This window comes from Constantimarinum furrinae, from assembly GCF_014295415.1.
GTDB lineage: Bacteria > Bacteroidota > Bacteroidia > Flavobacteriales > Flavobacteriaceae > Constantimarinum > Constantimarinum furrinae.
In genome coordinates, this window is sequence record NZ_CP052909.1 from 26,067 (window position 1) to 52,081 (window position 26,015).

Sequence of the window (26,015 nt, forward strand, 5' to 3'; positions counted from 1 at the left end):
ATTGAACGTTGTTATCTACAAACTGAAGAACAAAATCATGCCCTTCCCTAATAACCGCTTTTGTAAATTTTTATAACTCACTTTAGCGGCTGCAAAGATAATTTGCTTTTCCAATCCTACAAGCCAAAGACTAACTTTTTTTTATATTTTTTTCCTTCAAAACGATAAGATATTGATACTAGAAGATTTATAGAAAATCAAATTTTATCCACGCCATTTTACCTTTATATATATACTACTTTTCCCTGTAGACACTCCAAAGCCGAAGTTACCTGAGTGTAAATGATAGCAGTGGCATCCTCTCCTTGGCGTTCCGAGGAACCAACGGAGCTCTATAGCAAACAGCCTCCCCTTATCAACAGGCAGGCTCGTCCTTACTTTTGCTTCACTCGCAACTCTAGCCTTAGTGATGTGCACGCCATCGAAGAGGCCGCCATGAAGATTAAAAAAATAAGGCAATCGATCATCTTGTAAAACGAATAAACTCGTAGTATCTTTGCGCTTGCCCAAACAGCGATAAATGTACATTGACGGGTGTATTAAACAATTGAATATGATAGCGATTACCTTACCAGATGGAAGTGTAAAAAATTACGAGGCAGGTACCACACCCATGGACGTTGCCAAAAGTATAAGTGAAGGACTTGCAAGAAATGTTATTTCTGCTTCTTTTAATGACGAAACAATTGAAACCTCCACTCCGCTTACCCATGACGGCAGTCTGGTACTATATACCTGGAATAATGAGGAAGGTAAAAAAGCCTTCTGGCACTCTTCTGCGCATATTTTGGCACAGGCACTTGAGGAATTATTTCCGGGAATAAAATTAACGATTGGCCCAGCCATTGATAACGGATTTTATTACGACGTGGATTTTGGAGATCACACAATCGCAGAAAAAGATCTGGCCGAAATTGAAAATAAAATGCTGGAGATCGCTAGGGGAAAACACGAGTTTCGGATGCGATCCTTAAGCAAGAAGGAAGCGCTCGATTATTATAATAAGCAACAAAACGAATACAAGGTCGAACTTATAGAGAATCTCGACGACGGAACCATTACCTTTTGTGATCATGACACCTTTACCGATCTGTGCCGTGGCGGACACATCCCTAATACCGGAATCGTAAAAGCTGTTAAACTAATGAGCATTGCCGGTGCATACTGGCGTGGTGATGAAAACAACAAGCAGCTAACCCGAATTTATGGCGTGAGCTTTCCAAAACAAAAAGACCTAAAGGAATACCTCGAACTGCTGGAGGAAGCAAAGAAAAGAGACCATAGAAAATTAGGAAAGGAGCTCGAATTATTTACATTCTCTCCTAAAGTAGGCCAGGGATTACCATTATGGCTTCCTAAAGGTGCTGCATTGCGAGAACGTCTGGAAAATTTTCTGAAGAAAGCACAAAAGAAAGCGGGCTACGAAATGGTGGTTTCTCCTCATATTGGTCAGAAGGAGCTTTATGTAACTTCAGGGCATTATGCCAAATACGGAGAAGACAGCTTTCAGCCAATTAGAACTCCCAATGAAGACGAAGAGTTCTTATTAAAACCGATGAATTGTCCACATCATTGCGAAATCTACAACAGTAAACCATGGTCCTACAAGGATCTTCCGAAGCGCTTTGCAGAATTCGGCACAGTATATCGATACGAACAGAGCGGAGAATTACACGGTTTGACACGAGTACGCGGATTTACTCAGGACGACGCTCATATTTTTTGCACTCCCGATCAATTGGATAAGGAGTTTAAAGATGTTATCGATCTGGTATTCTATGTGTTTGGATCTTTAGGCTTCGAAAACTTTACGGCTCAGGTGTCCTTACGTGATCCCGAAAAGCCGGAAAAATATATTGGAAGTCTTGAAAACTGGGAAAAAGCAGAACAGGCCATTTTAAATGCCGCAGAAGAAAAGGGTCTGGATTATGTTGTTGAAAAAGGCGAAGCCGCCTTTTATGGTCCGAAGCTGGATTTTATGGTAAAGGATGCCTTGGGAAGAAGCTGGCAATTGGGTACCATTCAGGTTGATTACAACTTACCCGAACGTTTTGACCTAACTTATAAAGGCAGTGATAACGAGTTACACAGACCGGTAATGATACACCGGGCACCTTTTGGTAGCATGGAACGTTTTGTAGCCATTTTGTTGGAGCATACCGGGGGGAATTTTCCGCTTTGGTTAATGCCTGAACAGGTCAGTATCCTGTCTCTGAGCGAAAAATATGAAAAATACGCTCAAAAAGTTTTAAATTTGCTTGAAAATGACGAAATTCGCGCCCTTGTTGACAACAGGAATGAAACCATCGGCAAGAAGATTCGGGAGGCAGAGATGAATAAAATCCCATATATGCTGATCGTTGGAGAGCAGGAAGAAAAAGATGGTACGGTTTCTGTACGTAAACACAGTGAAGGAGATTTAGGAAGCATGGCTGTAGAAGCATTTTCAAAACTCATCAAAGAAGAAGAAAAAAGGGACTTGAAAGAGTTCAATGTTTAATTTAAATATTTGTAACCATAGCAATACGAAGAAAAAGAAGCCGGGGCCCTGCAAGGGTCATTAAGGAAGACAAACACAGAATCAATGAAAAGATCCGTGCCGAGGAGGTACGTCTTGTTGGAGACAATGTAGAAATAGGTGTCTATCCAAGAAAGAAAGCATTAGAAATAGCTGAAGAACAAGGTGTAGACCTAGTTGAAATTTCACCAAATGCAAGTCCGCCGGTTTGTAAGGTAATGGATTACAAGAAGTTCGTTTATGAACAAAAAAAGCGTGAAAAAGCTCTAAAGTCTAAAGCGACTAAAGTTATAATCAAAGAGATCAGATTTGGGCCAAATACCGATGATCACGATTATGAATTTAAAAAGAAACACGCCGAGAAGTTCTTAAAAGACGGGGCCAAGTTAAAGGCTTATGTCTTTTTTAAAGGTCGATCCATTATTTATAAGGATCAGGGAGAGATCCTGTTGCTTAAATTAGCACAGGAGCTGGAAGACTATGGAAAGGTAGAACAAATGCCTAAGTTGGAAGGTAAGCGAATGATCATGTTTATCGCTCCTAAGAAGAAGTAAAAAATATAACCTCTTGATAAAGAGTCAGGATGTTAAACAATAAACTTTCTATTGTCAACACAATGGAAAGCCAAGCGAAGTAATACTAAAAAAAGGAAACATGCCGAAACAAAAAACAAAATCCAGTGCCAAGAAGCGTTTTAAGCTTACAGGTACAGGTAAGATTAAAAGAAAGCATGCGTTTAAAAGCCACATCTTAACAAAGAAGTCTAAAAAACGTAAGCTTAAACTTACTCACGATGGTCTTGTAGACAAATCGGATGAGAGTAATGTTAAACAAATGCTTCGATTGAAGTAATTGTTTAACCGGTTAAAACAATTTAAAAACCCTGGAGTATGGCTACTCAAAAGATAAATTATCTTAATAAGTAAAAAAAGTACACGATTTGCGTGTCGCCTGCTACAAAAACAAGTAAAATTATGCCAAGATCAGTAAATTCAGTTGCATCCAGAGCCCGAAGAAAAAAGGTGATGAAGCAAGCCAAAGGTTACTTTGGAAGACGTAAAAATGTATGGACAGTCGCTAAGAACGCCGTTGAAAAAGCAATGACGTATGCGTACAGAGACCGTCGTGCAAAAAAGAGAAATTTCAGATCCCTATGGATCACCCGTATTAACGCGGGAGCTCGTCAGCATGGAATGTCTTATTCTCAGTTTATGGGGAAACTAAAAGCAAATGAAATCGAATTAAACCGTAAGGTGCTTGCCGATTTAGCTATGAATCACCCTGAAGCTTTTGAAGCTATTGTAAACAAAGTAAAATAAGACCATAACCTATTATTTCGCTTAAAAACCCGCTCAAATCGAGCGGGTTTTTTTATTCAATGAAATCGACATAAACCATTAAAGGACAGAGTTATTCAGATTACTTATCTTAGATAAAATATTTAAAATGAGAATCTGCCCCATTTTAATACTAATAACTATTCTGTTTTCCGCATCCGGTAGTACAGCGCAGGAAGTTACAGGAAAGTCATACAAGATAGACCGCTACAAATCCATATACCTACCATTAGGCACTTTGTCCTTTGCAGACAGCATCGTTCATTTCAGACTAGGTTTTCCCGAACCTCTACAGAAATATACAGACAGCTCACAATGCCTTCATGAACCAAACTATAAAAGATATCAGGATCCTAATTTTTTATCTTTAGGCTGCGGCGGAACTGTAACCGTTGCTTTTACAGATAACGGATTTATGAATCTTCCCGGTGATGACCTCTATGTCTTTGAAGTTGGACCGTCACGGGAACCTGCGAGCATAGAAATTTCTGAGAACGGAACAGATTGGTTCTATGCCGGAAAAATAGACGGAGGCAAGTCGGTGATCGATCTGGCAGATGAGAATATTTCTACCGAAACTGTATTTTACTTTGTACGGGTAACCGATCTGAAGAACCTTTGCAAAAGTAAAAGTGCCGGAGCCGATATTGACGCTATCGCAGCAATAACAAGTGTTATAAAATTGTCCATAAACGCCGATGTATTATTCGATGTCGATGAGTTTACACTTAAAGAAACCGCCTCCAACACTTTGGATACTTTGGTAGCCACCATTCAAAAAGTAGATAAAGCCACCTTGCTGATAGAAGGACATACAGACAGTGACGGTACAGATGCGTACAACAAGACACTTTCAGAAAATAGATGTTATACGGTTGTAGATCGTATAAGAGCCTTGTTGGGATTTGAAGCAAATTACGATTATGAGATCAGGGCATTCGGTGAAACCAGACCAAAAGTCTTAAATGACAGTGAGGAAAATAAACAGATTAACCGTCGTGTTGAAATTACGGTCTTACCTCCGAAAAGTTATTTTGAATCCTTGAAAAATAAAGATTAGGTTTTTTGCTTTTTCTTTTTAGCGGCTGGAAAAAGAACATTGTTTAAAATTAAGCGATACCCCGGTGAATTAGGATGAAGTGCCAATTCGGTTTTAGCGTCTCCTACCCTATGTTGATAATCTTCTGGATCATGTCCGCCGTAAAAAGTAAAAAATCCCTTTCCTTTTATTCCGTGTATGTACCTGGCTTCCCCATTGGTTTTGTTTTCTCCCATGATCAGGACGTTCGATTTAATTTGATCCCGGTCATACGAAGTAGTCTGCCCCATAAAACCTTTTACCAAAGCCGTATGATTTTGAACAAGCATACAGGGAATTGGATCCCATTTGGCCGAATAATCCATCAGTGAGAAATAATCGGTTTCTTTCATGATCTGGCGCTTGGTGGTCATATCTATGGAAGAAAATTCATATACCATGGGGTTGCGTTCCAGAATAAAATCGGTAAACGCAAAGGTCTTACTGTAATCGATCTTACTTTGATAACCGGGGTCGCTGGGATCTCCATCGAACATAGGCTCGCAAATATCTACACCTTCTGCTGCTAACGCTATGTCGTAACTATCCGTGGCACTGCACATAGCAAACATAAAGCCGCCACCTATTACATAATCCCGAATCTTTAGTGAAACATCTCTTTTTGCTTCAGATACTTTAGCATATCCCAATTTGGTAGCCAATTCTTCGGCTTTTCGCTTTTCTTCAATATACCAGGGTGCAGAACGATAGGCACGATAGAATTTTCCGTATTGACCCGTGAAATCCTCATGATGCAGGTGAAGCCAATCGTAAAGTATTAACTGATCGCCTAACACTTCTTCATCGTATACAACGGTATAAGGAATTTCGGCATAAGTAAGGACCATGGTTACTGCATCGTCCCAGGGCTGATTCCCTTTGGGTGAATACACTGCAATTCTTGGCGCTTTCTCAAGAACAACAGCTTCCATATTCTGAGATGGACTACTAATTTCGGTTAATATCTGTTCCGCCTTAGCATCGGAGATCATTTCGAAAGAGACACCGCGAATCTGGCATTCCTTTTTAATTTCTTCGGAATCGGGAAGTAAAAATGAACCCCCACGATAATTGAGCAGCCATTTTACCTTTACCTGCCTTTCAAGCGTCCAATAGGTAATGCCGTAGGCCTTTAAATGCTCCTTTTGTCCTTCGGCATCCATAGGAATTAAAATATAGGACGCTGAAGCCTGAGAGCTGATAAATAAAAATATAAATAGTGTAAAAATTTTCGTCATCATGCTAATATAACGACAAATTTTGAGCCAAATTTTAATTTATCATATAATTTGGTTGTTGTAGTAGGGTAAAAACGTTTCAGTTTGTTATACAGATAAATATTAGTATTTTAATACAAAAATATTCTTTGAACAAATTAACTCATACAATCTACATTTGGTCGATGGCGCTTATCGTTATTTCTGTCACGATCTTTCTTGCCTATACGGGTTACTCCTATTATACCACGCCACTCGAAGAACGCTTTTATCATCCAAGACATGAATGGTTTAAACCCAGTGGTTTATTTGGGCAGGGATTAGGGATAATTGGCACATTCCTGATATTTTTTGGAGTTTCCATTTATATAGCACACAAGCGGTATAATATTCTAGGAAAGCGAATTCGATTAAAATATTTACTTGAATTCCACATCTTCCTGTGTAGTCTGGGGCCAGTATTGGTTTTATTCCATACAGCATTTAAATTTGGGGGCATTGTTTCGGTTGCGTTCTGGAGTATGGTTGCGGTGGTTGCCAGTGGAGTAATTGGTAGATTTATTTATTTGCAGATTCCGCGAACCATAGAAGGACGGGAACTTAGTTTAAAGGAAGTTAAAGGAACTCAAACCGATGTCTCGACGGTTCTTAAAAATAAATATTCTTTTGATGAAGGCACTGTTAATTTGCTTTCTGCTTTTTCTGAAAATAATCCCTCAAATAGTCCGTCAATTAGCAATTTAAAACAAGTGCTTACACGGCAAAATGTAACCCATCATGAAAAGCAGAGCATCTTACAAATGCTTAAGAAGGAGCGTTCACTTTCCCGAAAGATAGCGCGTTTGGAAACCATGAAAAAACTCTTTCGATATTGGCATGTTGCACATATGCCTTTTGCCATCATAATGCTTGTTATTGTAATGGTTCACGTAATTGTAGCATTTACCTTTGGATACAGATGGATATTTTAATGAGTGATATTTTTCTTGAACAATTAATTACCTATGGTATTGTATTTATATTCTGTGCCGCTATTTTGTTCCTATATCTTCGGAAAAAAAACAAAGCCACTCAACAGACCATAAAAAAAGTTGAGATCGCTAAAGAAGAAGGATTACACGAACCGGTATCACTTCACCCCTATATCGATCCAAATGCCTGTATTGGAAGTGGTGCATGTGTAAAAGCTTGTCCCGAACAGGACATCCTGGGAATGGTTAACGGTCAGGCATCGGTAATAAACGCATCTAACTGTGTCGGTCACGGAGCTTGTTTTCACGCCTGTCCGGTTGAAGCAATAACCCTTAGAATAGGAACCGAATCCCGGGGAGTCGATCTCCCTCATGTAAACCAGAATTTTGAAACCAATATGAAAGGGATCTATATCGCCGGTGAGTTAGGCGGGATGGGACTTATCAAAAATTCGGTTGAACAGGGGCAACAGGCCATAGAAAGTATCGTTAAAAGTAAAAAACCCAATCCGAATAAATTAACAGATGTTATAATTATCGGAGCAGGTCCGGCAGGAATTTCAGCCACGCTAGCGGCAAAAAAACATAAACTAACAAGTAAAACTCTTGAGCAGGATTCTTTAGGCGGAACTGTTTTTACGTTTCCACGGTCGAAAGTAGTGATGACCTCACCTATGAATTTACCCCTTCACGGAAAAGTCAAGCTACATGATACTTCGAAACAGGAATTACTGGAGCTATGGCAAAAAGTGATCTCTGAAAATAAAATTGAAATACAGGAAAATACCAAAGTTGAAAATATCACTCCTCAGAAAGACGGGTCATTTAAGTTAACCACAGCGAACGGACAAGAGCACTTTGCGAATAATGTGCTTATTGCTATCGGAAGGCGCGGAAGTCCGAGAAAACTTGGGATTCCGGGAGAAGATTCAGAAAAAGTAGCTTACCGTATGTTGGAACCCGAACTCATAGAAGATAAGGATATCATCGTGGTTGGTGGGGGTGACTCGGCAATGGAAGCCGCTATGCTAATGATGGACAAGAACCGGGTAAAAATTCTGGTACGAAGTGATAATTTTACGAGATCCAAGCCTAAAAACCGTGAAAATATCACGAAAGCAGCAGAAGAGGCAAAACTGGAAATTATTTATAACTCTAGTCTCATTTCCATAAGCGACGAAAGTTGTATCTTTAAGATAACCGATGAGGAAGATGCACACCAAGTAAAAAATGATCTTGTTTATATATTTGCCGGAGGATTATTACCAACGGCCTTTCTGGAAAAAGCTGGTGTAGAAATTACCAAACGGTTTGGTTACATCATGAAAAAACATTAAAAAACTGTTTTTGTGAAGGAGTTCCGAAAACATATTGTCTTATTTTTTTGTCTGACTCTTGGCACTCTGAATGCTCAGATATCACCCGGAGATCTTACCGACTCCCACAGTAAGTTTGAAGGTATGAGTAATTGTACGCTGTGTCACGAATTAGGATCGAAAGTGACCAATAACAAATGTTTGGAATGTCATACTGAAATAAAATCGCTACTATCCCAGAATAAAGGGTTTCACGCAACACCAAGAGTTGAGAGTCAGGACTGTTTTAAATGCCATAGTGAGCATCACGGAAGAAATTTCGATATGATTCGTTTCGATACCCAGAATTTTAATCACGATCTCACAGGATTTGAATTGGAAGGAGCCCACGCTTCAGTGGATTGTAGGCTTTGTCATGCGCCGAAAAATATTAAGGACCCGAAATTGAGAAAACGCTCCGGTACTTATCTGGGATTGGATGACCAATGCCTTTCCTGTCATGACGACTATCATCAGGGTACGCTTCCTGTAAATTGTCTGCAGTGCCATAATATGAATGCGTTCTCTCCTGTTCTGAATTTCGATCATGATCAGGCCGACTTTAAACTTAAAGGAAAGCATTTAGCAGTAGATTGCAAAGAATGCCATAAGGTAACAACGAAGAACGGAAGTAGTTTTCAACAATTCACTGGAATGAATTTCAGTGATTGTAAGGCGTGTCACCAGGATCCACATAATAATCAGTTGCCTGGAGCATGTGCCCAGTGTCATACCGAAAGCTCATTTAACACTTTTACAGGTAGAGGAAATTTTAATCATTCCCGTACAGATTTCGATTTGAAAGGGCAACACAAACGAATTGACTGTTTTACGTGTCATGCCAACACTTCAAATATTAGCAACTTGTTTCAGGACAGGGCCAATGTGCCCGAAAACAATTGTGTAGCCTGTCATAGCGATCCCCACGACAACAAATACGGGCAAGACTGTGCAAAATGTCATTCTGAAGAGAGTTTTCTCGCACTAAAGGATATGGATTTCTTTGATCATTCCATTACCGATTTCCCATTGGAAGGTATGCATACTGGTGTAGATTGTCGGGCTTGTCATATAGAGCGTTTTTCAACGCCAATAGATTTTTCAGAATGTAAGAGCTGTCATTCCGATTACCACAATGGTGAATTTGCGGAAAATGGAATTAGCCCCGACTGTAAAACATGCCACACACTTGATAAAGGTTTCGACTTTACTCTGTTTACTATAGAAGATCATCAAAAATCCGATTTTCCCTTGGAAGGAGCACATATAGCAACTCCGTGTTTTGCTTGTCATGTAGATGAACGGGAAAATCGTTGGACTTTCGCGATGACCGATACTCGTTGTATCGATTGTCATTCAAACTTTCACGAAGGGTTTTTGGCTGCAGAATTTATTCCGAATAACGATTGTACCGCTTGTCATGGAAACGATAGTTGGGATGCGATAACTTTCGATCATTCACAAACCGACTGGCCGTTAACAGGGCAGCACAACAATGTATCCTGTAGCGCCTGTCATTTCGAAATATCTGAAGACAAAAAACTAATCTCACAAAATTTTAGTAACTTAGATACAAACTGTGCTTCCTGTCATGAAAATATTCATGGTGATTCATTTGCAGTAAATGGAATTACAGATTGCGCCCGGTGTCATGTGACAAATAGCTGGTTCCCCGAAAAATTTGATCATAACAATACGCGATTTGCATTAACCGGAAAGCACGCACAGGTCGATTGCAGGGCCTGTCACGAACTAAAAAATGAAAGCGGAACAACAACTGTTGTTTATAAATTAGGAAAACTGGATTGCAAAGACTGTCATTTATAATAGTACTCATTTGCTGTCCCTTCATATTTTGGGGACAATCGCCACATGGCAATAATCTGAAGATAGATTGTGCTCAATGTCACAATCCCAGTGGCTGGGAAATTGATTACGACACTATTAAATTTGATCACAGTTCTACCGATTTTGAATTGGAAGGAACTCATGCCATAGTAGATTGTAAATCCTGTCATGCCGAACTTGTTTTTGAAAATGCTCCTACCGATTGTATTTCCTGTCATCTCGATGTGCATAGCGCCAGTGTGGGTAACGATTGTATGCGATGTCATACGTCTGAAAGCTGGTTGGTTTTTGATATTCCTGAATTACACGAACAAAACGGATTTCCGCTAATAGGCGCACACAGCAATCTGAGTTGTGTTGAATGTCACCAAATGGAAAGCAGTCTTATTTTTAATCGCCTCGGAAACGAATGTATAGAATGCCACAGGGAAAATTATGTAATGGCTCAAAACCCTAATCATGTGGTTTCGGGATTTTCGCAGGACTGTGTTGAATGTCACTCTCCGTTAGGATTTGGTTGGGATGCCGAAGGAATAATTCACGATTTCTTTCCATTAACCCTGGGTCATGACATTCAGGATTGCAGCGCCTGCCATAACGTAAATAATTTTAGTGATATTTCTGCCGATTGTATTGCGTGTCATATGGAAGATTATGCCAGTGCGCAAAATCCTAATCATCAAAGCGGAAACTTCCCAACAGATTGTACCCAATGCCACACCACCAATCCGGGATGGATGCCGGCCACAATTAACCATGATTTTTTTCCGCTTACGCTCGGGCATGATATACAGGATTGTAATTCCTGCCATGCCAACGGAAATTTCAACAACACCCCTACCGATTGTTTTGCCTGCCATATGGACGACTATGCATCTACGAATAATCCAAATCATCAGGCTGCCAATTTCCCTACAGACTGCGCCCAGTGTCATACAACGAATCCCGGTTGGATGCCTGCAACTTTCGATCATGACGGGATGTTCTTCCCTATTTACAGCGGAAGACATGAGGATGAGTGGAACAGTTGTACCGATTGTCATATGAATCCTAATAACTATGCGTTTTTCCAATGTCTCACCTGTCACCCTTCAGGAGAGATGGCCGACGAGCATGAGGATGTTAACGGCTATATCTATGAGAGTAATGCTTGTCTCTCTTGTCACCCGAATGGAGAAGGATAAAGCCATGAAAAAAACAATTTCTTTCATAGTAATTTTCATAACCGCTTTAAGTGCGACAGCTCAGGAAAATGAAGAGGTAATTGAAGGGACGGTTACTTTTGTAACCGCTAATAACGTTTATGTTCGCTTTGAAGACACCGAAGAAATTAATATAGGAGATACCCTTCAGTTTGGAAATTCAGACTGTCTGCAGGTGACTCAAAAATCAACTTCTTCAGTGGTTTGTACAATAATAAATAATTGTACAATTAATACCGGAGAAAAAGTTTCTGCTACGATTAAAAAATCTTCAGAAGTCATTGAAATGCCCAACGAACCTATAGAAGATGAAGCAGTTCCTAAGACCAATGTGGATGAAAGTACAAGCAACAAGGAATCAGAGTCTTTGTATCGTGAAAATATACGTGGTAGGGTATCTGTTGGAAGCTATAATACATTTTCAAATTTACGTGAGAGCCGTGACAGGTTTCAAGCGCGGTTTTCGTTAAGCGCAAATCATATTGGAGATTCTAAATTTTCTACGGAAAGCTATATAGCGTACCGAGGTTTATTGACCACTCCTGAAGATTATTCGGGAAGAACAAGCCTGTTTAATGTGTATAATTTGAATCTTCGCTTCGACGCTACCGAAGACTTATCGTTAACTGTTGGAAGAAAAATAAATCCTAAGGCCACCTCTGTTGGAGCCAATGACGGCTTGATGGTTGAAAATTACTTCGGAAACTTTTACGTGGGAGCTATGGCAGGGTTTCGACCCGATTTTTTTGATTATGGATTTAATGCAGATCTGTTCCAGTATGGAGGCTATGTTGGCGTTGAAACAAATACAGCCGATTTTTACAGTGAGACTACCTTAGGCGCCATGGATCAATCCAATAATGGTATGACAGACAGGCGTTATTTGTTCTTTCAACACAACAGTACCATTGCTTCAAATTTAAACCTCTTTAGCAGTATGGAACTGGACATATTTGGAAGGGAAGGCAGTAATACCAGACTTACCAATATCTATCTTTCGGCACGATACAGATTCAGTAAAAATGTAAACGCAGCTATTTCCTACGATTCCCGAAAAAGGATCATTTATTACCAGACATTTCAGACGGAAATAGAACGCATACTCGACGATGATCTGGCACGACAGGGCGTTCGGCTACGCTTGAATGTAAGGCCTGCTAAAATACTTTGGTTAGGCGCCAGTTACAGCAATCGTTTTCAAAATGATCAACAAAACAAATCCGACAACGTTTACGCCTACGCTACGCTTTCAAAGATTCCCGGAATTGGAGGAAGGTTCAACGTTTCCTATAATATCAATACCTCCAGATACCTCACGGGTAACATTCTTTCGGTGAGACATTCAAGAGATTTAGTACGAAATAAGCTTTATGCCGATGTTTATTTCCGACGAGCAGACTATAGTTATAACAATATTGATGAAGAATATAAGCAGAATTATTTTGGAGGCGGACTCAACTATACATTCTCAAAAACATGGCAAATAAACTTTTCGGGGGAATTGTCTACTTTTGGTGATGAGCAGAATTACCGGTTCTATACCCGACTCACAAAACGATTTTATTCTAAAAATAAAAAGAGATGATAAGAAAAATAAATATCATAACCAGTGTATTCATTCTTTCAGTGTTTTTAGCGTGTAATAACGGCCCAAAAGTTATTTCAGCAAAGTCCAGCGATACTACCGAACGGGTTTCGAGTGGTATCTTTTCAGAAGAAGATACAGCAGATAATACCTTTGATTCGAGTAACAATAATACCGGATCATTCACAGAAAACCTTCATACCGTAGTCGCAAAAGAGGTTTTGCCAACAGAGAAATATGTATACGTTAAAGTCACTGAAGGAAGAAAGGAGTTTTGGATCGCTGCGATAAAACAAGAGATCGATCTTGGTAAGGTTTACTATTATCGAAACGATCTTTTAAAAACAAATTTTGAAAGTAAAGAATACAACAGGGTATTCGATACGATCTATCTGGTTTCAAATCTTGTGTCACACAATCACGGAGCGGGAAATCTAAAGGCCGATTTTACCGAGGAACCTAAAGTTGTAAAATCTCAAAAACAAGACATCCCCACTCATACCGAAGAAATTATTGAACACAAAGGCTCCACAAAAATTGCTGAAATAGTCGCCAACCCTCAAAAATATGCGGGTAAGACAGTTCAGGTCACAGGAAAGTGCGTAAAGGTAAATCCCAATATCATGAACAGAAACTGGATCCATCTGCAAGACGGCAGCAAGGATGATTTCGACTTCGTGGTAACATCCAATACTTTCGTACCCGAGGGACAAATAGTGACCATGAAGGCCGAAGTAAGCTTAAATCGAGATTTTGGCGCCGGATATTCCTATAACCTCATTCTGGAAAACGGGATCGTTGTAGAATAATTTAACCGAATCCGCCAATCTTTCTCTTTCGGAAATATGCGATCAGGCATACTATAATTATACACACCACCGCTATATAAACCCAGTTCGGTATAGGCACAGGGTCACCGGTTGCGTATGAATGTAACCCGGATAGGTAGTAATTAACCCCATAATAGGTCATGATCACAGAAGCCAGACCGAAGATCGTCGCAACGTTATAGGCATATAGTCCGCGCAGCATTGGAATAAGTCGCATATGCAGAATAAATGCATATACTAATATAGTAACCAATGCCCATGTTTCTTTGGCATCCCAGCCCCAATACCTTCCCCAGGATTCATTTGCCCATACACCACCCAGATAAGTACCTACACTTACCATAAATAATCCGCCAATTAAAGTCAGTTCACTAATTAATGACATCTCCTGAACAATACGTTTTACGCGTAACTTATTTTTCTCGCTAAGAAACATTAACAGAATAAGATTGATAAGACCTATAATAGCACCCAGCATGAGGAATCCATAGCTTCCTGCTTCCAAAGAGACATGGATGGTTAGCCAATAGGACTTTAAAACAGGGACCAGAGGTGTGATCTCCGGATCGAGAAAACTAAGCATGGATACAAAAAGTATTGTCCCAGCGAGTACCATAGTAGCAGCCAAACCACCAAAGGATTTTCGGGTAAAAAGTATACCAGCCAATGTTGATGTCCAGGCAATGTAGATCATCGATTCATATCCGTTACTCCATGGAGCACGACCCGAGACATACCACCGCATACCTAAACCTATGGTGTGAAGTATGAATCCGAGTACGACTAGGGAGAATAAGATGTAATAGATCTTTTTTAATTTCCATTTGGGTTTAAAAATAGAAACAAACAGAAAGAACAATAACAGCACAGCAAGTAGCATATACCAGCCGGCGAGACGTGAAAACACGTTCATTTTATTGAGACTTATCTCTGTATTGATCTTCGCATCCGATGGCATAATTTCACCACCACGCGCTCGCTGATAGGTTTTTAGCTCTTCAAGTAAATGACCTGTATGCTCGTAGTCATTGGTCTGTGTGGATTGCTTAAGGGAGGCACCAAACGCATTGAAGAAATTGCTCGCCACCGTACTGTGGTTATGGCCGTCGTTATGATTATGGCTACTGTAGCCTTCCCAGGTGTTACTGGGAGATTGCGGGTTAGGTACTATTTTTAACAAGCTGCCCGAAAAGATCATGCTTAATATGTTGAGACGTTCATCGATCTTTATCAATTCTTTCGCATAAACACCTCTGTCCTTTTGATCCATTTCATACACCCGCCGCACTTCATCCCGCATTTTGTAATCCCCTGCTTCGGTAAAGAAATCCTTATAAGAGGCGTATTCTCCAGAAACTCCCAATAACTTCTGGACATCTTCATGTTTCCCAAGTTTAACGAGTTTTACATCATACCAGTCCTGTTTATTGACGAACATGCTTAGAATTACCTGATCGGCTGTAAGTCCATTCCATGATTCCTTTCTGGAAACTTTCCTGAGCAATTCTCTCGATAAGGTATGGACGGGCTTCATTCTACCCTTAAAATCCTGTACGACCACAGTACTGAACTCTTCCGCAAAATCCTTAGAAACTGCATTTTTTACATAACTTTCGTTCTGAGAATATACAATTCCCGAAATAAGCAGTGCAATTAAAAAGATGAATGTGCTGCTTTTAGCCCGAATCTTTTTGATCTTTTTTCTTACTTCGTAGAAGCGTGTCTTTTTACTGAAGAGGGTGAGAATCATCCCCAGAGTAAGCAAGGCATATCCAATATAGGAGACCAGAGTTCCCCAAAAATCACTGTTTACACTTAAATAGGTTCCTTTTTCATCCTTGTCAAAAGAGGACTGAAAAAACCTGTATCCGCCGTAATTAAGGATGTTGTTCATATAAATTCGGTAATCGAACTCCTTATTTTCTTCCGGATCGAATAAAGTAACCTCGCTTGCGTAAGAGGAAGCACTGTTGGTGCCGGGATATTTATCTAAAATAAAATCATTGAGTTTTATGCGGAAAGGAACGCTTATTTCCTTGGCGCCATAAGACACTACAACAGTAAGATCCTCGAAAGCAACGGTCGTAGGGTTACCGGACCAACCTTTATTTCCATAGGCATAAGCGGTTTTTGACCTACCGTTAACAGAAATGTTCAACACTACGGCAACGGTACTTTCGTTCTTTACTTTTGGATCTTCGGAAGAGATCTTTACTTCTCCTGAAGGATTAAATTCGGAGAACACAAAACTATTCACACCATCTGAATACAAGGCACGTAATTTTAAGGTCTGAAACTTTTCTGAAGGGACAATCGTATCCCGCTTTTGTGTCGCCATTACCGTTTGTGTAAGCATCCGGTTGGTGGAAAATGTTAGACTGTCGTTTGCATAACGCAGGTTTATAGCCCCGGGCACAGGGTCTTCTTTAAAATTATAGAGTACATTCCGGAGTCGCTTTGTTTCTCCCTGCTCGATAAAAAATTCTTCTCTACCGGATACTCCCGCCATTACAAGTTTTAATATGGGCTTTCCGTCATTTACTGCCTCTATTTTTTGAGTAGGATTCGGGATAAAATCTGTAAGTTCAATCTCTATAAGATCCTCTTCAATAAGATAGGATTCTTCAAAATGATTCTTCCCTAAAGAAGCAAACAAAACGGGCTCACTGAATTCAAAAGTATTCCCTGCCTTAATAACCTTAAAGTTTAAATTAGTGTCTGCAGATAAAAAGGAACTTTCGGTTTGTTGTTCTCTAATATGCATTACCCCCTCAAATCCTAAATAACGAGTTAGGCCTGCTCCTATTACGATGATAATAATGGAAAAATGGAACATAAGTACGGCCCATTTTTTCTGTTGTATCATTCGATACCTATAAATATTATAAATTACCGATCCGCAAAACATTAGCAACAATACTTCAAACCAAAATGCCTTATAAATTATCTTTTGTGCGGCACTGGTCCCAAAATCATTTTCAATAAATGTGGCTATTCCTATAGCTGATGCAAAGAGAAGAAAATAGACACCAGCGGCTCTGGTGTCGAATAGTCGAATAAGAATTTTTCTGATATTCAAAGCAGGTTAAAAATAATGAATACAAAAATTAGATTCAACTAAAATAAAGAGATATTTTGGATAAAAGAGAAGATTTAATTAAAACGGCACATCATTTTCATCGTCAGGAGAAAGATCTTCGTTCATTGAACTTCCAAAGGCTTCATCCGGAGAGGGTAATTGATCGGTTTTAAAGGTATCATCGTTTGCCGCTGCGTTCATTCTGGAGTGAAACTCGTTGGAGAACTCAAAGGTCTCCAGGTTTTCAAAGCGTCCCAGATGTCCTACGAACTTTAAACGAATTTCATCCAACCCACCATTACGGTGTTTCGCAACGATAAATTCGGCCTGACCATCTGTGGGAGAATGCTCTTCATCATCCCATTCTTCGATCTTATAATATTCTGGACGATAAATAAAAGAAACGATATCGGCATCCTGCTCAATAGCCCCCGATTCACGCAAATCTGATAATAAGGGTCGTTTACTACCCCCACGGGTTTCAACCGCACGGGAAAGCTGCGATAATGCTATGACGGGAACGTTAAGTTCTTTCGCCAGAGCTTTAAGGTTTCGGGAAATGGTTGAGATCTCCTGTTCGCGATTTCCGCCCTTCTGACTTCCTCCTGCCGTCATAAGCTGAAGGTAATCTACCACGATCAATTTAATACCGTGCTGCGAGGACAGCCGACGCGCTTTCGCTCGTAAATCAAAAATTGATAAGGATGGAGTATCATCTATAAACAAAGGAGCGGTTTCGAGACCCTTTACTTTTACGTTTAATTGTTCCCACTCGTGTTTTTCAAGATTTCCGGTTCTAAGTTTTTCTGAACTCAGACCGGTTTCCGAAGAAATTAAACGGGTGATCAATTGTACCGAAGACATTTCCAAAGAAAAGAATGCCACAGGAATATTGTGTTCCACAGCTATATTACGAGCCATAGAAAGTGTAAGCGCTGTTTTACCCATACCGGGTCGCGCCGCAATAATAATAAGATCACTGGGTTGCCAGCCTGAAGTGAGTTTATCTACTTTTGAAAAACCTGAAGGTACGCCCGAGAGGCCTTCTTTATTTGCGATCTCTTCAATTTTTTTCTTGGCCTGGATTACGAGACTCTGAGCTGTTTCGGAAGAACGTTTGATATTTCCCTGAGTGATCTCATACAATTTTGCTTCAGCAGTATCCAGTAGATCGAATACATCGGTGGTTTCGTCATATGAATCTTCAATGATCTCATTGGAAATCTTAATGAGACTTCGTTGAATGAACTTTTGAAGAATAATACGTGCATGAAACTCAATATGGGCTGAAGAAGACACTTTTTGAGTTAATTGGACCAAATAAAACTCCCCTCCTGCCAGTTCCAGTTTTGAATCCTTCTTTAACTGAGATGAAACGGTTAATAAGTCCACAGGCTCACTGTTTTCAAAGAGTGTATGAATGGCCTCGAATATATGCTGATGCGCTTCTTTATAGAAAACTTCTGAATGTAGTATGTCGATCACCTCATCGACTCCTTTTTTATCGATCATCATGGCTCCCAACACAACCTCTTCTAAATCAATTGCTTGCGGAGGCAGTTTTCCCTTTTCTAGGGAGATCACCTGTGAAGGACGTCCGCTGTAAGCAGTGTGAGGTTTTAGTTTTTCCATTGAGCGAATGTAAATAAAATGTTAAGAGAGTTGGTTGTTTTTTTAATTACGATGTTCACCGGTCATTAACAATTGAACTGTTCACAACTCAATTTTATTGTTAATAAGTTACAAAAAAATCCGAAGGATTTACTTCGGATTTTCTAAAGGGTTGGTATTACTGAAACTATCCTTTAAAGACTCCCATTTCAGAATATTTTTCCATGCGTTTTTCCACCAAATCGGTTGGGGATAAATTCTTTAATTCATCATACGTTTTAGATATGGTATTTGCCACAGTGATGTAGGTTTTTTCTCTATCGCTATGTGCACCTCCCAATGGTTCTTTTACAATGATATCTATTAGATTTAGCTTTTTCATATCAGTAGCAGTAAGCTTTAGCGCTTCTGCCGCTTGTTCCTTAAATTCCCAGCTACGCCAAAGGATTGAAGAACAACTTTCAGGAGAGATTACCGAATACCATGTATTTTCTAGCATAAGCACCCTGTCTCCCACTCCAATTCCCAGAGCACCTCCACTGGCACCTTCCCCAATGATCACCACAATAATGGGTACTTCCAGGCTGGTCATTTCAAGAATATTACGGGCGATAGCTTCTCCTTGGCCGCGTTCTTCAGCTTCCAGACCCGGATAGGCTCCAGGCGTATCTATAAGAGTAACTACGGGTATACCAAATTTCTCTGCAGATTTCATAAGGCGCAATGCTTTTCGATACCCTTCGGGATTAGCCATTCCAAAATTTCGGTATTGACGCGTTTTGGTATTATACCCTTTTTGCTGACCGATAAACATATACGACTGATCACCGATCTTACCCAATCCTCCTATCATTGCCTTGTCGTCCTTAAAATTACGATCACCGTGTAATTCTAAAAAAGAATCTCCGCAAATTGCTTTAATATAATCTAAGGTATAAGGACGGTTTGGGTGGCGGGATAATTGTACCCGCTGCCATGGGGTAAGATTCTTATAAATCTCCTTTTTGGTTTCCTTAAGCTTCTTTTCGATCTGTTTGCAGGTATTGGTTACATCTACATCGCTATCCTCTCCAATCTGGCAAGCTTTTTCGTATTGCTCCTGTAGTTCCTTTATAGGTAATTCAAAATCAAGATATTCCATAGTCTGGTTACGCTATATAATTTTTGCTTCGTTTACAAAGATAAAACTTTGCGCTTAGGTATGGCCCAATCGCCTTTTTTTTCTTTGCTGAGTGTTCTTTATTATTCCATTGACAATTACTGTCGCCAGTATAATGGCAGCTCCATAATAAAACTGGGCACTCATATTTTCGGAATCTCCCAGAATGATCATTGCCAAAATTATTCCATATACCGGTTCGAGGTTGATCGTGAGCATCACCGTATATGGACTCAACCACTTCATCACATAGGTGGAAGCCACAAAGGCATAGGCAGTGCAGATCGAGGCTAGGATTAAAATATAGATCCAATCACTAGAAGACAGCTGAAAAAATGCAGCATCAAACTTTCCAGCGATCGCCAAATAGATAGTGATGGCCCCTACACCTGCTAAAAGTTCATAAAATGAAATGGTGCTGGCCTTATACGTCTTAATGTAAATTCCGTTTATCACCGCAAATAACGCACTCAAGAAAGCTGAAATGAGGGCGAGGATAATTCCCAGAGTAAAAGATGTCTCGAAGGAAAAAATTATGACAAGACCGCAAATGGCAAGCATTCCGAAGAAAACCTCATACCAAATGATCTTTCGCTTAAAAAAAATAGGTTCCAGCAAGGATGCAAAAAAAGCCCCGGTAGACATTACCGCGAGTGTCACTGAAACATTAGAAACCTTAATCGCACCGAAAAAGGTAAGCCAGTGCATTGCAATAATGACCCCTGCCACAGCAAATCCGATGATAACTTTTGGCGGAAATCTTAATTTCTCCCTTTTCCAAGACAAAAATAAAAGTATCAACACTGAAGCGATCAACATTCGATACCAGACCAACGGGATGGCATCAATGGAAATTAAAGCCCCTAATACGGCTGTAAATCCCCAGATAAATACTATAAAGTGGAGGTGAAAATAGTTAAGAAGTTTATCGTTTCGCATTTCGGAGAAGGTAAATAGCCAATATACCAAATACAATATTGGGGAACCAGGTTGCTATAAACGGTGAAAAGCTACTCTGTTCGGCCATGGTACCAAAGATCTTGTCGAAAAAGATAAACACCATTCCTATCCCGATTCCAATGGCAAGATTTACACCCATCCCTCCTCTTCTTTTCATAGAAGACACTGCTACGGCGATTATGGTAAGTATATAAGCAGAAACGGGAAGGCTCCAACGTTTATATCGTACGACTTCATAACGGTTAATGTAGGAAGAACCTCTTTCCTTTTCTCTTTCAATAAACTTATTGAGCTCGGTGTAATTTAATGTTTCAGCGATATATGTAACCGGGGTAAGGTCTTCTATTTCGAATGTAAAAGTCGTATCAAGTCGTTTTTGGGATTGTAAGATATCTTCATTTTCACCAATGATTCGTTTCGTATAGTTAAAGAGCGAATACGTACTGTCCTTTTCATTGAACTTAATTCGGCTGGCAGCAAGTTTAAAGGTCATTTTATTCCCTTCAAAGTGTTCCAGTGTGAAATTGTTGCCACTTTTCTCTTTTACATTAAAGTAACTAACGTAGATATAATCGTTATCGTTAATTTGACGATATACATTAGTCTGATTCCGGTCATTCTTGCCCTTTTTTAAATATTCGTAGGTAAATTCATTAAATCCCTTACTCGCCATAGGTGCAAGGTACATCCCCATAATAAGCGCACCAATACAAACGATGGTAGCTCCTATCATATACGGTCTTAAGAAACGATAGTACGATACCCCGCTACTAAGAAAAGCGATCACTTCAGTATTGTTAGCCAGCTTGGAAGTAAACCAGATGACCGACAAAAACAAAAACAAGGGAAACAAGAGGTTTGCGAAATACACCGTAAAATCGAGATAGTACTTAGCCACTTCAATAAAAGGGACTTCGTTAGCCAAAATCTTATCGATCTTTTCGGCAAGATTAACCGTAATTCCAATAGGAATAAACAGTAATAATAATAGGACAAAAGTACCCAGATATTTTTTTAAGATGTATCTGTCAAGAATGCTAAGCATACGATTACAGGCGTTTGTCCATTTGTTCGACCATCATCTTTTTCCAGGATGAGAAGTCACCCGCTAAGATATGCTTTCTCGCTTCACGAACCAACCACAGGTAAAAACCCAGGTTGTGAATGGTCGCAATCTGTCTACCCAGCATCTCGTTAACCGTAAACAGATGTCGTAAATAAGCTTTGCTATAGGCAGTATCTACCCAGGTGATATTCATTTCATCAATGGCAGAAAAATCGGCTTCCCATTTTTTATTCTTAATATTAATAGTTCCATGGGCAGTGAAAAGCATACCGTTTCGTCCGTTTCGGGTTGGCATAACACAGTCGAACATATCGATTCCCAAGGCAATGTTCTCCAGAATATTGATTGGCGTTCCCACACCCATAAGGTATCGCGGTTTGTCCTTCGGAAGAATTGCCGTAACCACTTCAGTCATTTCATACATTTCTTCGGCAGGTTCTCCCACAGATAATCCGCCAATAGCATTTCCTTCGGCTCCTACTGAAGCGATGTACTCTGCCGATTCTTTTCGCAGATCCTTATAGGTACTCCCCTGCACAATGGGAAAGAACGATTGCTGATAATCATATTTTAAAGGCGTCTTTTCCAGATGATTGATACAACGATCCAACCAGCGGTGTGTCATGTGCATCGATCGCTTGGCATACCGGTAATCGCATGGATAGGGTGTACATTCATCGAATGCCATAATGATATCGGCACCAATAACTCTTTGGATCTCCATTACTTTTTCCGGGGTGAAAAAGTGAAAACTTCCGTCTATATGGGACTTAAATTTCACACCTTCTTCTTTGATCTTTCGGTTGGCAGACAATGAATACACCTGATATCCGCCACTATCGGTTAAGATATTTCGATCCCAATTCATGAATTTATGAATCCCTCCGGCCTTTTCAAGTATGGGAGTCTGAGGTCTCAGGTACAAATGATAGGTATTCCCCAATATTATATCGGGATTTATTTCTTCTTTCAGCTCTTTTTGATGAACCCCTTTTACAGTAGCCACCGTACCAACAGGCATAAAGATTGGTGTTTCAACAATACCGTGATCTAAAGTAATTGTTCCTGCGCGTGCCTGACTCGTGGTATCGGTAGATTCTAGTTTAAATTTCATCAACAGTTTTTCTGAATTTATTCGCTACAGTGTATAAAGGTGCAAAGATAAACCGTTTTGGGAGTTTACATCATAAATACCTCTTGCAAATTCTCTTAAAGGATACTGTTAACTAAAAAACACAAATCGTTAATAACTGAACACTTTTCTATTTTGAACCCCTTATATATTGCCTTACTTTTGAAACTTAAAATTTCTTATATCTATGCCCGATTATAACTATCTCAACGATTTGATCATTCAGGTGCGCAGAGACATACTGCGCCAGGTTCATAAAGTAAATTCGGGACATCCCGGCGGTTCCTTAGGATGCACAGAATTTTTTGTGGCACTCTATAACGAACTTCTCGATCGAAAAGAAGGTTTTGATATGGATGGGATAGGTGAAGATATTTTTTTCCTTTCCAACGGTCATATTTCACCGGTGTTTTATAGTGTTTTAGCCCGTTCGGGGTATTTTCCCGTAGAGGAGTTAAACACCTTCAGACTTATCGATTCCAGATTGCAGGGACATCCCACGACACATGAAGGCCTTCCTGGTGTTCGTGTAGCTTCAGGAAGTCTGGGGCAAGGAATTTCAGTATCAATTGGAGCCGCTGAAGCCAAGAAACTTAATAAGGACAACCATCTTATTTATACGCTTTGTGGTGATGGGGAATTACAGGAAGGTCAAAATTGGGAAGCAATAATGTATGCAGCAGCCAATAATGTCGATAACTTAATTGTAACGATCGATCTCAATGGTCAGCAGATCGACGGATCTACCAATAACGTATTGCCCATGGGGAATCTTAAAGCAAAGTTTGAAGCCTTTGGTTGGGAAGTGTTGGAAATTCATGAAGGGAATGACTTAAAAGCCGTGATCGAAGGCATGATATCTGCAAAAGAAAAATCGGGTAAGGGTAAACCGGTTTGTGTTCTCCTTCAAACCGTCATGGGGAATGGCGTCGATTTTATGATGCATACACACGCATGGCATGGTAAAGCACCAAATGATGAGCAATTGGAAACAGCATTGGCTCAAAATCCGGAAACCTTGGGGGACTATTAATTCTGAAAAAAATGAAAAAATATACAGACAGCGGTAAAAAAGATACACGATCGGGATTTGGAGCCGGTCTTACAGAACTGGGAAAAACCAACGAAAATGTCGTTGCGCTTTGCGCCGATCTTACCGGTTCATTAAAGATGGATGAGTTTAAGGAAAATCATCCGGAGCGATTTTTCCAGGTGGGAATAGCAGAAGCTAATATGATGGGGATTGCTGCCGGAATGACCATAGGAGGAAAGATCCCGTTTACCGGTACCTTTGCGAATTTCTCTACCGGAAGGGTGTACGACCAAATTAGACAAAGCATCGCTTATAGTGACAAAAATGTAAAGATCTGTGCGTCCCATGCCGGCGTTACCTTGGGAGAAGACGGAGCTACGCATCAGATCCTGGAAGATCTTGGCCTTATGAAAATGCTTCCCGGTATGACCGTTATAAATACCTGTGATTACAATCAAACGAAAGCAGCCACTCTTGCCATTGCTGAGCATCACGGCCCGGTTTACTTAAGATTCGGCCGACCTAAAGTTGCAAATTTTACTCAAGAAAACCAGAAGTTTGAAATAGGTAAAGCGCTTCAGTTGCAGAAAGGTAATGACGTAACTATTGTAGCTACCGGTCATTTAGTTTGGGAAGCTCTCGTGGCAGCCGAAGCATTACACGAAAAAGGAATATCAGCAGAAGTAATCAATATTCACACTATTAAGCCTTTGGATGCCAATGCCATTTTAAAAAGCGTTGAAAAAACCGGATGCATCGTCACTGCAGAAGAACACAACTACCTAGGAGGTTTGGGCGAGAGTGTATCACGCGTTTTGGCTGAAAACAAGCCAACACCACAGGAGTTTGTAGCAACTCAAGATACATTTGGAGAATCGGGGACGCCGGAGCAGCTCATGGACAAATACGGGCTTAACGCTGAAGCCATCCTAAAAGCTGTTAAAAAAGTAATGGCTCGTAAATAAGATCTTACCGAAAAGTGATTGAATTAAAAAAAGCCTCAAATTGTTGAGGCTTTTTTTATGTTGGAAAGAATTTTTAGATCAACTATCTGCATCCAGATAATCCGGGATTCCATCACCATCTGAATCTGGAAAAGTGATATTACCATCTTCGTCGATCTCTATCTCTTCTGAAGTGGGCCTTCCGTCATTATCATCATCGGCATCCAGGTAATTTGGTACCAGATCACCATCGGTATCATCATCTTCTTCAAGGCCATTTCCATTTCTGTCTTCCATAAATGAAGGCACTCCATCGTCATCCTGGTCGCCTTCTTCGGCTTCATATAACTGGAATGTAAAAATCAATTGAGAGTAAATTGGAATGGATGAACCCGGGGGCGGATTCACATAATATCCTAATCCGGATTGCATAAACACTGCTCCCACACCATAGTTTTCGAAACTAAGTGTTCCGTCGGGGTTCGTAATTATATTTGTAGCGCCGCTAAATTCGGTTAATGCATCCTGAAGACCATTTACGATCTGGGTTAAATCGAATCTTACGGGAACCACTGAAGAGTCAAACACATCGGAATAGACATTCACTGTGCCCGGTTCCTCATTAATAAACCTTCCCTCATAACTAATGGTTCCTATATCCGGAAATCTTGGTGAATTTCCCTCTCCTTCAATGACATTAAGGTAGTAAAGTGTGTATTCTACGCCTTCAGTCACTCTGTCTTTCACCGTTTTCGAACTTACCTGTTCCATTAACGGAGTCTTATCTGCATTGTCACCGGCTATAGTGTCGAATTTAATTCTGAAATCGAAGTTGGCAGGAGGATTCTCAAATTCTTCGTAATTGTAAAAATGCGTTTCGAGATATCGTTCTACTATACCTGTTGACACTATGGCCTCAGGTCCGCGGTCTCTTGCAGGGATAAAATTATCGTCAATGGCATCATCCTTCTTACATGAATTAAAGGAGAAGAGAATGAGTGCGGCAAAGGCAACTACAGCATAAATTTTTTTCATCTTCATTTTTTTGTGTGCGCAAGATACAATTTTCCGCTATTTTTGGGCATCAGAT

Annotated in this window: 21 protein-coding genes; 13 read left to right on the forward strand and 8 right to left on the reverse strand. The window is 40.1% G+C overall.

From position 1 onward, the window contains the following. The first annotated feature begins 553 nt into the window (after positions 1-553). The 5 genes from thrS (at position 554) to ALE3EI_RS00145 (ending at position 4,915) form a co-directional block, all read left to right on the forward strand. Entirely contained in the window at positions 554-2,500 is a 1,947-nt protein-coding gene (gene thrS / locus ALE3EI_RS00125; RefSeq protein ID WP_186989626.1) for a threonine--tRNA ligase, read from the forward strand. 59 nt (positions 2,501-2,559) lie between these two features. After that, positions 2,560-3,072 (forward strand): translation initiation factor IF-3, encoded by a 513-nt coding sequence (infC, locus tag ALE3EI_RS00130; protein ID WP_262891079.1) that lies wholly within the window; start codon positions 2,560-2,562, stop codon positions 3,070-3,072. Positions 3,073-3,172: 100 nt separating this feature from the next. Then, positions 3,173-3,370, forward strand: coding sequence for a 50S ribosomal protein L35 (rpmI, locus tag ALE3EI_RS00135; protein WP_186989628.1), 198 nt, complete (start codon positions 3,173-3,175; stop codon positions 3,368-3,370). A gap of 122 nt (positions 3,371-3,492) precedes the next feature. Continuing rightward, the gene (rplT, locus tag ALE3EI_RS00140; RefSeq protein WP_186989629.1) at positions 3,493-3,837 is read left to right on the forward strand and encodes a 50S ribosomal protein L20; all 345 of its coding nucleotides are present in this window, start codon (positions 3,493-3,495) and stop codon (positions 3,835-3,837) included. A 127-nt stretch (positions 3,838-3,964) separates the two neighbouring features. Further along, positions 3,965-4,915: an OmpA family protein gene (locus ALE3EI_RS00145; RefSeq protein ID WP_186989631.1), complete on the forward strand. Its 951-nt coding sequence runs from the start codon at positions 3,965-3,967 to the stop codon at positions 4,913-4,915. On the opposite strand, the gene ALE3EI_RS00150 is transcribed toward ALE3EI_RS00145, so the two are convergent. Beyond that, on the reverse strand, positions 4,912-6,096 hold the full coding sequence (locus tag ALE3EI_RS00150) for an asparagine synthetase B (protein WP_233280014.1): 1,185 nt from the start codon (positions 6,094-6,096) through the stop codon (positions 4,912-4,914). The two genes, ALE3EI_RS00145 and ALE3EI_RS00150, sit on opposite strands and share 4 nt — an antisense overlap. Positions 6,097-6,299: 203 nt before the next feature. Between ALE3EI_RS00150 and ALE3EI_RS00155 the strand changes: the two genes are divergently transcribed. Genes ALE3EI_RS00155 through ALE3EI_RS00180 form a run of 6 tightly spaced genes read left to right on the forward strand, consistent with a single transcriptional unit; the run spans position 6,300 to position 13,920 of the window. Beyond that, positions 6,300-7,121 (forward strand): hypothetical protein, encoded by an 822-nt coding sequence (locus tag ALE3EI_RS00155; protein ID WP_233279978.1) that lies wholly within the window; start codon positions 6,300-6,302, stop codon positions 7,119-7,121. After that, a complete protein-coding gene (locus ALE3EI_RS00160; RefSeq protein WP_186989633.1) occupies positions 7,121-8,458 on the forward strand; it encodes an NAD(P)-binding domain-containing protein in 1,338 nt (445 codons plus the stop codon). The genes ALE3EI_RS00155 and ALE3EI_RS00160 overlap by 1 nt, the downstream gene beginning before the upstream one ends. A gap of 12 nt (positions 8,459-8,470) precedes the next feature. Further along, on the forward strand, positions 8,471-10,303 hold the full coding sequence (locus ALE3EI_RS00165; RefSeq protein ID WP_186989635.1) for a cytochrome c family protein: 1,833 nt from the start codon (positions 8,471-8,473) through the stop codon (positions 10,301-10,303). Then, on the forward strand, positions 10,282-11,508 hold the full coding sequence (locus tag ALE3EI_RS00170; protein WP_186989637.1) for a hypothetical protein: 1,227 nt from the start codon (positions 10,282-10,284) through the stop codon (positions 11,506-11,508). The genes ALE3EI_RS00165 and ALE3EI_RS00170 overlap by 22 nt, the downstream gene beginning before the upstream one ends. Beyond that, positions 11,462-13,111: a hypothetical protein gene (locus ALE3EI_RS00175; RefSeq protein WP_186989639.1), complete on the forward strand. Its 1,650-nt coding sequence runs from the start codon at positions 11,462-11,464 to the stop codon at positions 13,109-13,111. Before ALE3EI_RS00170 ends, ALE3EI_RS00175 begins: the two co-directional genes overlap by 47 nt. Continuing rightward, a complete protein-coding gene (locus tag ALE3EI_RS00180) occupies positions 13,108-13,920 on the forward strand; it encodes a hypothetical protein (protein ID WP_186989641.1) in 813 nt (270 codons plus the stop codon). The genes ALE3EI_RS00175 and ALE3EI_RS00180 overlap by 4 nt, the downstream gene beginning before the upstream one ends. 1 nt (position 13,921) lies before the next feature. Here the strand turns inward: ALE3EI_RS00180 and ccsA are convergent, their stop codons facing one another. The 6 genes from ccsA to tgt form a co-directional block, all read right to left on the reverse strand. Continuing rightward, entirely contained in the window at positions 13,922-17,020 is a 3,099-nt protein-coding gene (ccsA, locus tag ALE3EI_RS13785) for a cytochrome c biogenesis protein (protein ID WP_317172963.1), read from the reverse strand. 78 nt (positions 17,021-17,098) lie between these two features. Then, positions 17,099-18,652 carry a replicative DNA helicase gene (gene dnaB / locus ALE3EI_RS00190; protein WP_186989643.1) on the reverse strand — a complete coding sequence of 518 codons (1,554 nt, stop codon included), beginning with the start codon at positions 18,650-18,652 and terminating at the stop codon, positions 17,099-17,101. Positions 18,653-18,818: 166 nt separating this feature from the next. Then, on the reverse strand, positions 18,819-19,772 hold the full coding sequence (locus tag ALE3EI_RS00195) for an acetyl-CoA carboxylase carboxyltransferase subunit alpha (RefSeq protein WP_186989645.1): 954 nt from the start codon (positions 19,770-19,772) through the stop codon (positions 18,819-18,821). 54 nt (positions 19,773-19,826) lie between these two features. Beyond that, positions 19,827-20,729: a DMT family transporter gene (locus ALE3EI_RS00200; RefSeq protein ID WP_186989647.1), complete on the reverse strand. Its 903-nt coding sequence runs from the start codon at positions 20,727-20,729 to the stop codon at positions 19,827-19,829. Further along, positions 20,716-21,795, reverse strand: coding sequence for an LptF/LptG family permease (locus tag ALE3EI_RS00205; RefSeq protein ID WP_186989649.1), 1,080 nt, complete (start codon positions 21,793-21,795; stop codon positions 20,716-20,718). The genes ALE3EI_RS00200 and ALE3EI_RS00205 overlap by 14 nt, the downstream gene beginning before the upstream one ends. A 4-nt stretch (positions 21,796-21,799) precedes the next feature. Further along, positions 21,800-22,930 (reverse strand): tRNA guanosine(34) transglycosylase Tgt, encoded by a 1,131-nt coding sequence (tgt, locus tag ALE3EI_RS00210; protein ID WP_186989652.1) that lies wholly within the window; start codon positions 22,928-22,930, stop codon positions 21,800-21,802. 205 nt (positions 22,931-23,135) lie between these two features. On the opposite strand from tgt, the gene ALE3EI_RS00215 reads away from it, so the two are divergent. Continuing rightward, the gene (locus ALE3EI_RS00215) at positions 23,136-23,981 is read left to right on the forward strand and encodes a transketolase (protein WP_186989654.1); all 846 of its coding nucleotides are present in this window, start codon (positions 23,136-23,138) and stop codon (positions 23,979-23,981) included. Positions 23,982-23,992: 11 nt separating this feature from the next. Next, a complete protein-coding gene (locus ALE3EI_RS00220) occupies positions 23,993-24,946 on the forward strand; it encodes a transketolase family protein (RefSeq protein WP_186989656.1) in 954 nt (317 codons plus the stop codon). A 78-nt stretch (positions 24,947-25,024) separates the two neighbouring features. On the opposite strand, the gene ALE3EI_RS00225 is transcribed toward ALE3EI_RS00220, so the two are convergent. Next, positions 25,025-25,960, reverse strand: coding sequence for an FKBP-type peptidyl-prolyl cis-trans isomerase (locus tag ALE3EI_RS00225; protein ID WP_186989658.1), 936 nt, complete (start codon positions 25,958-25,960; stop codon positions 25,025-25,027). Positions 25,961-26,015 lie beyond the last annotated feature (55 nt).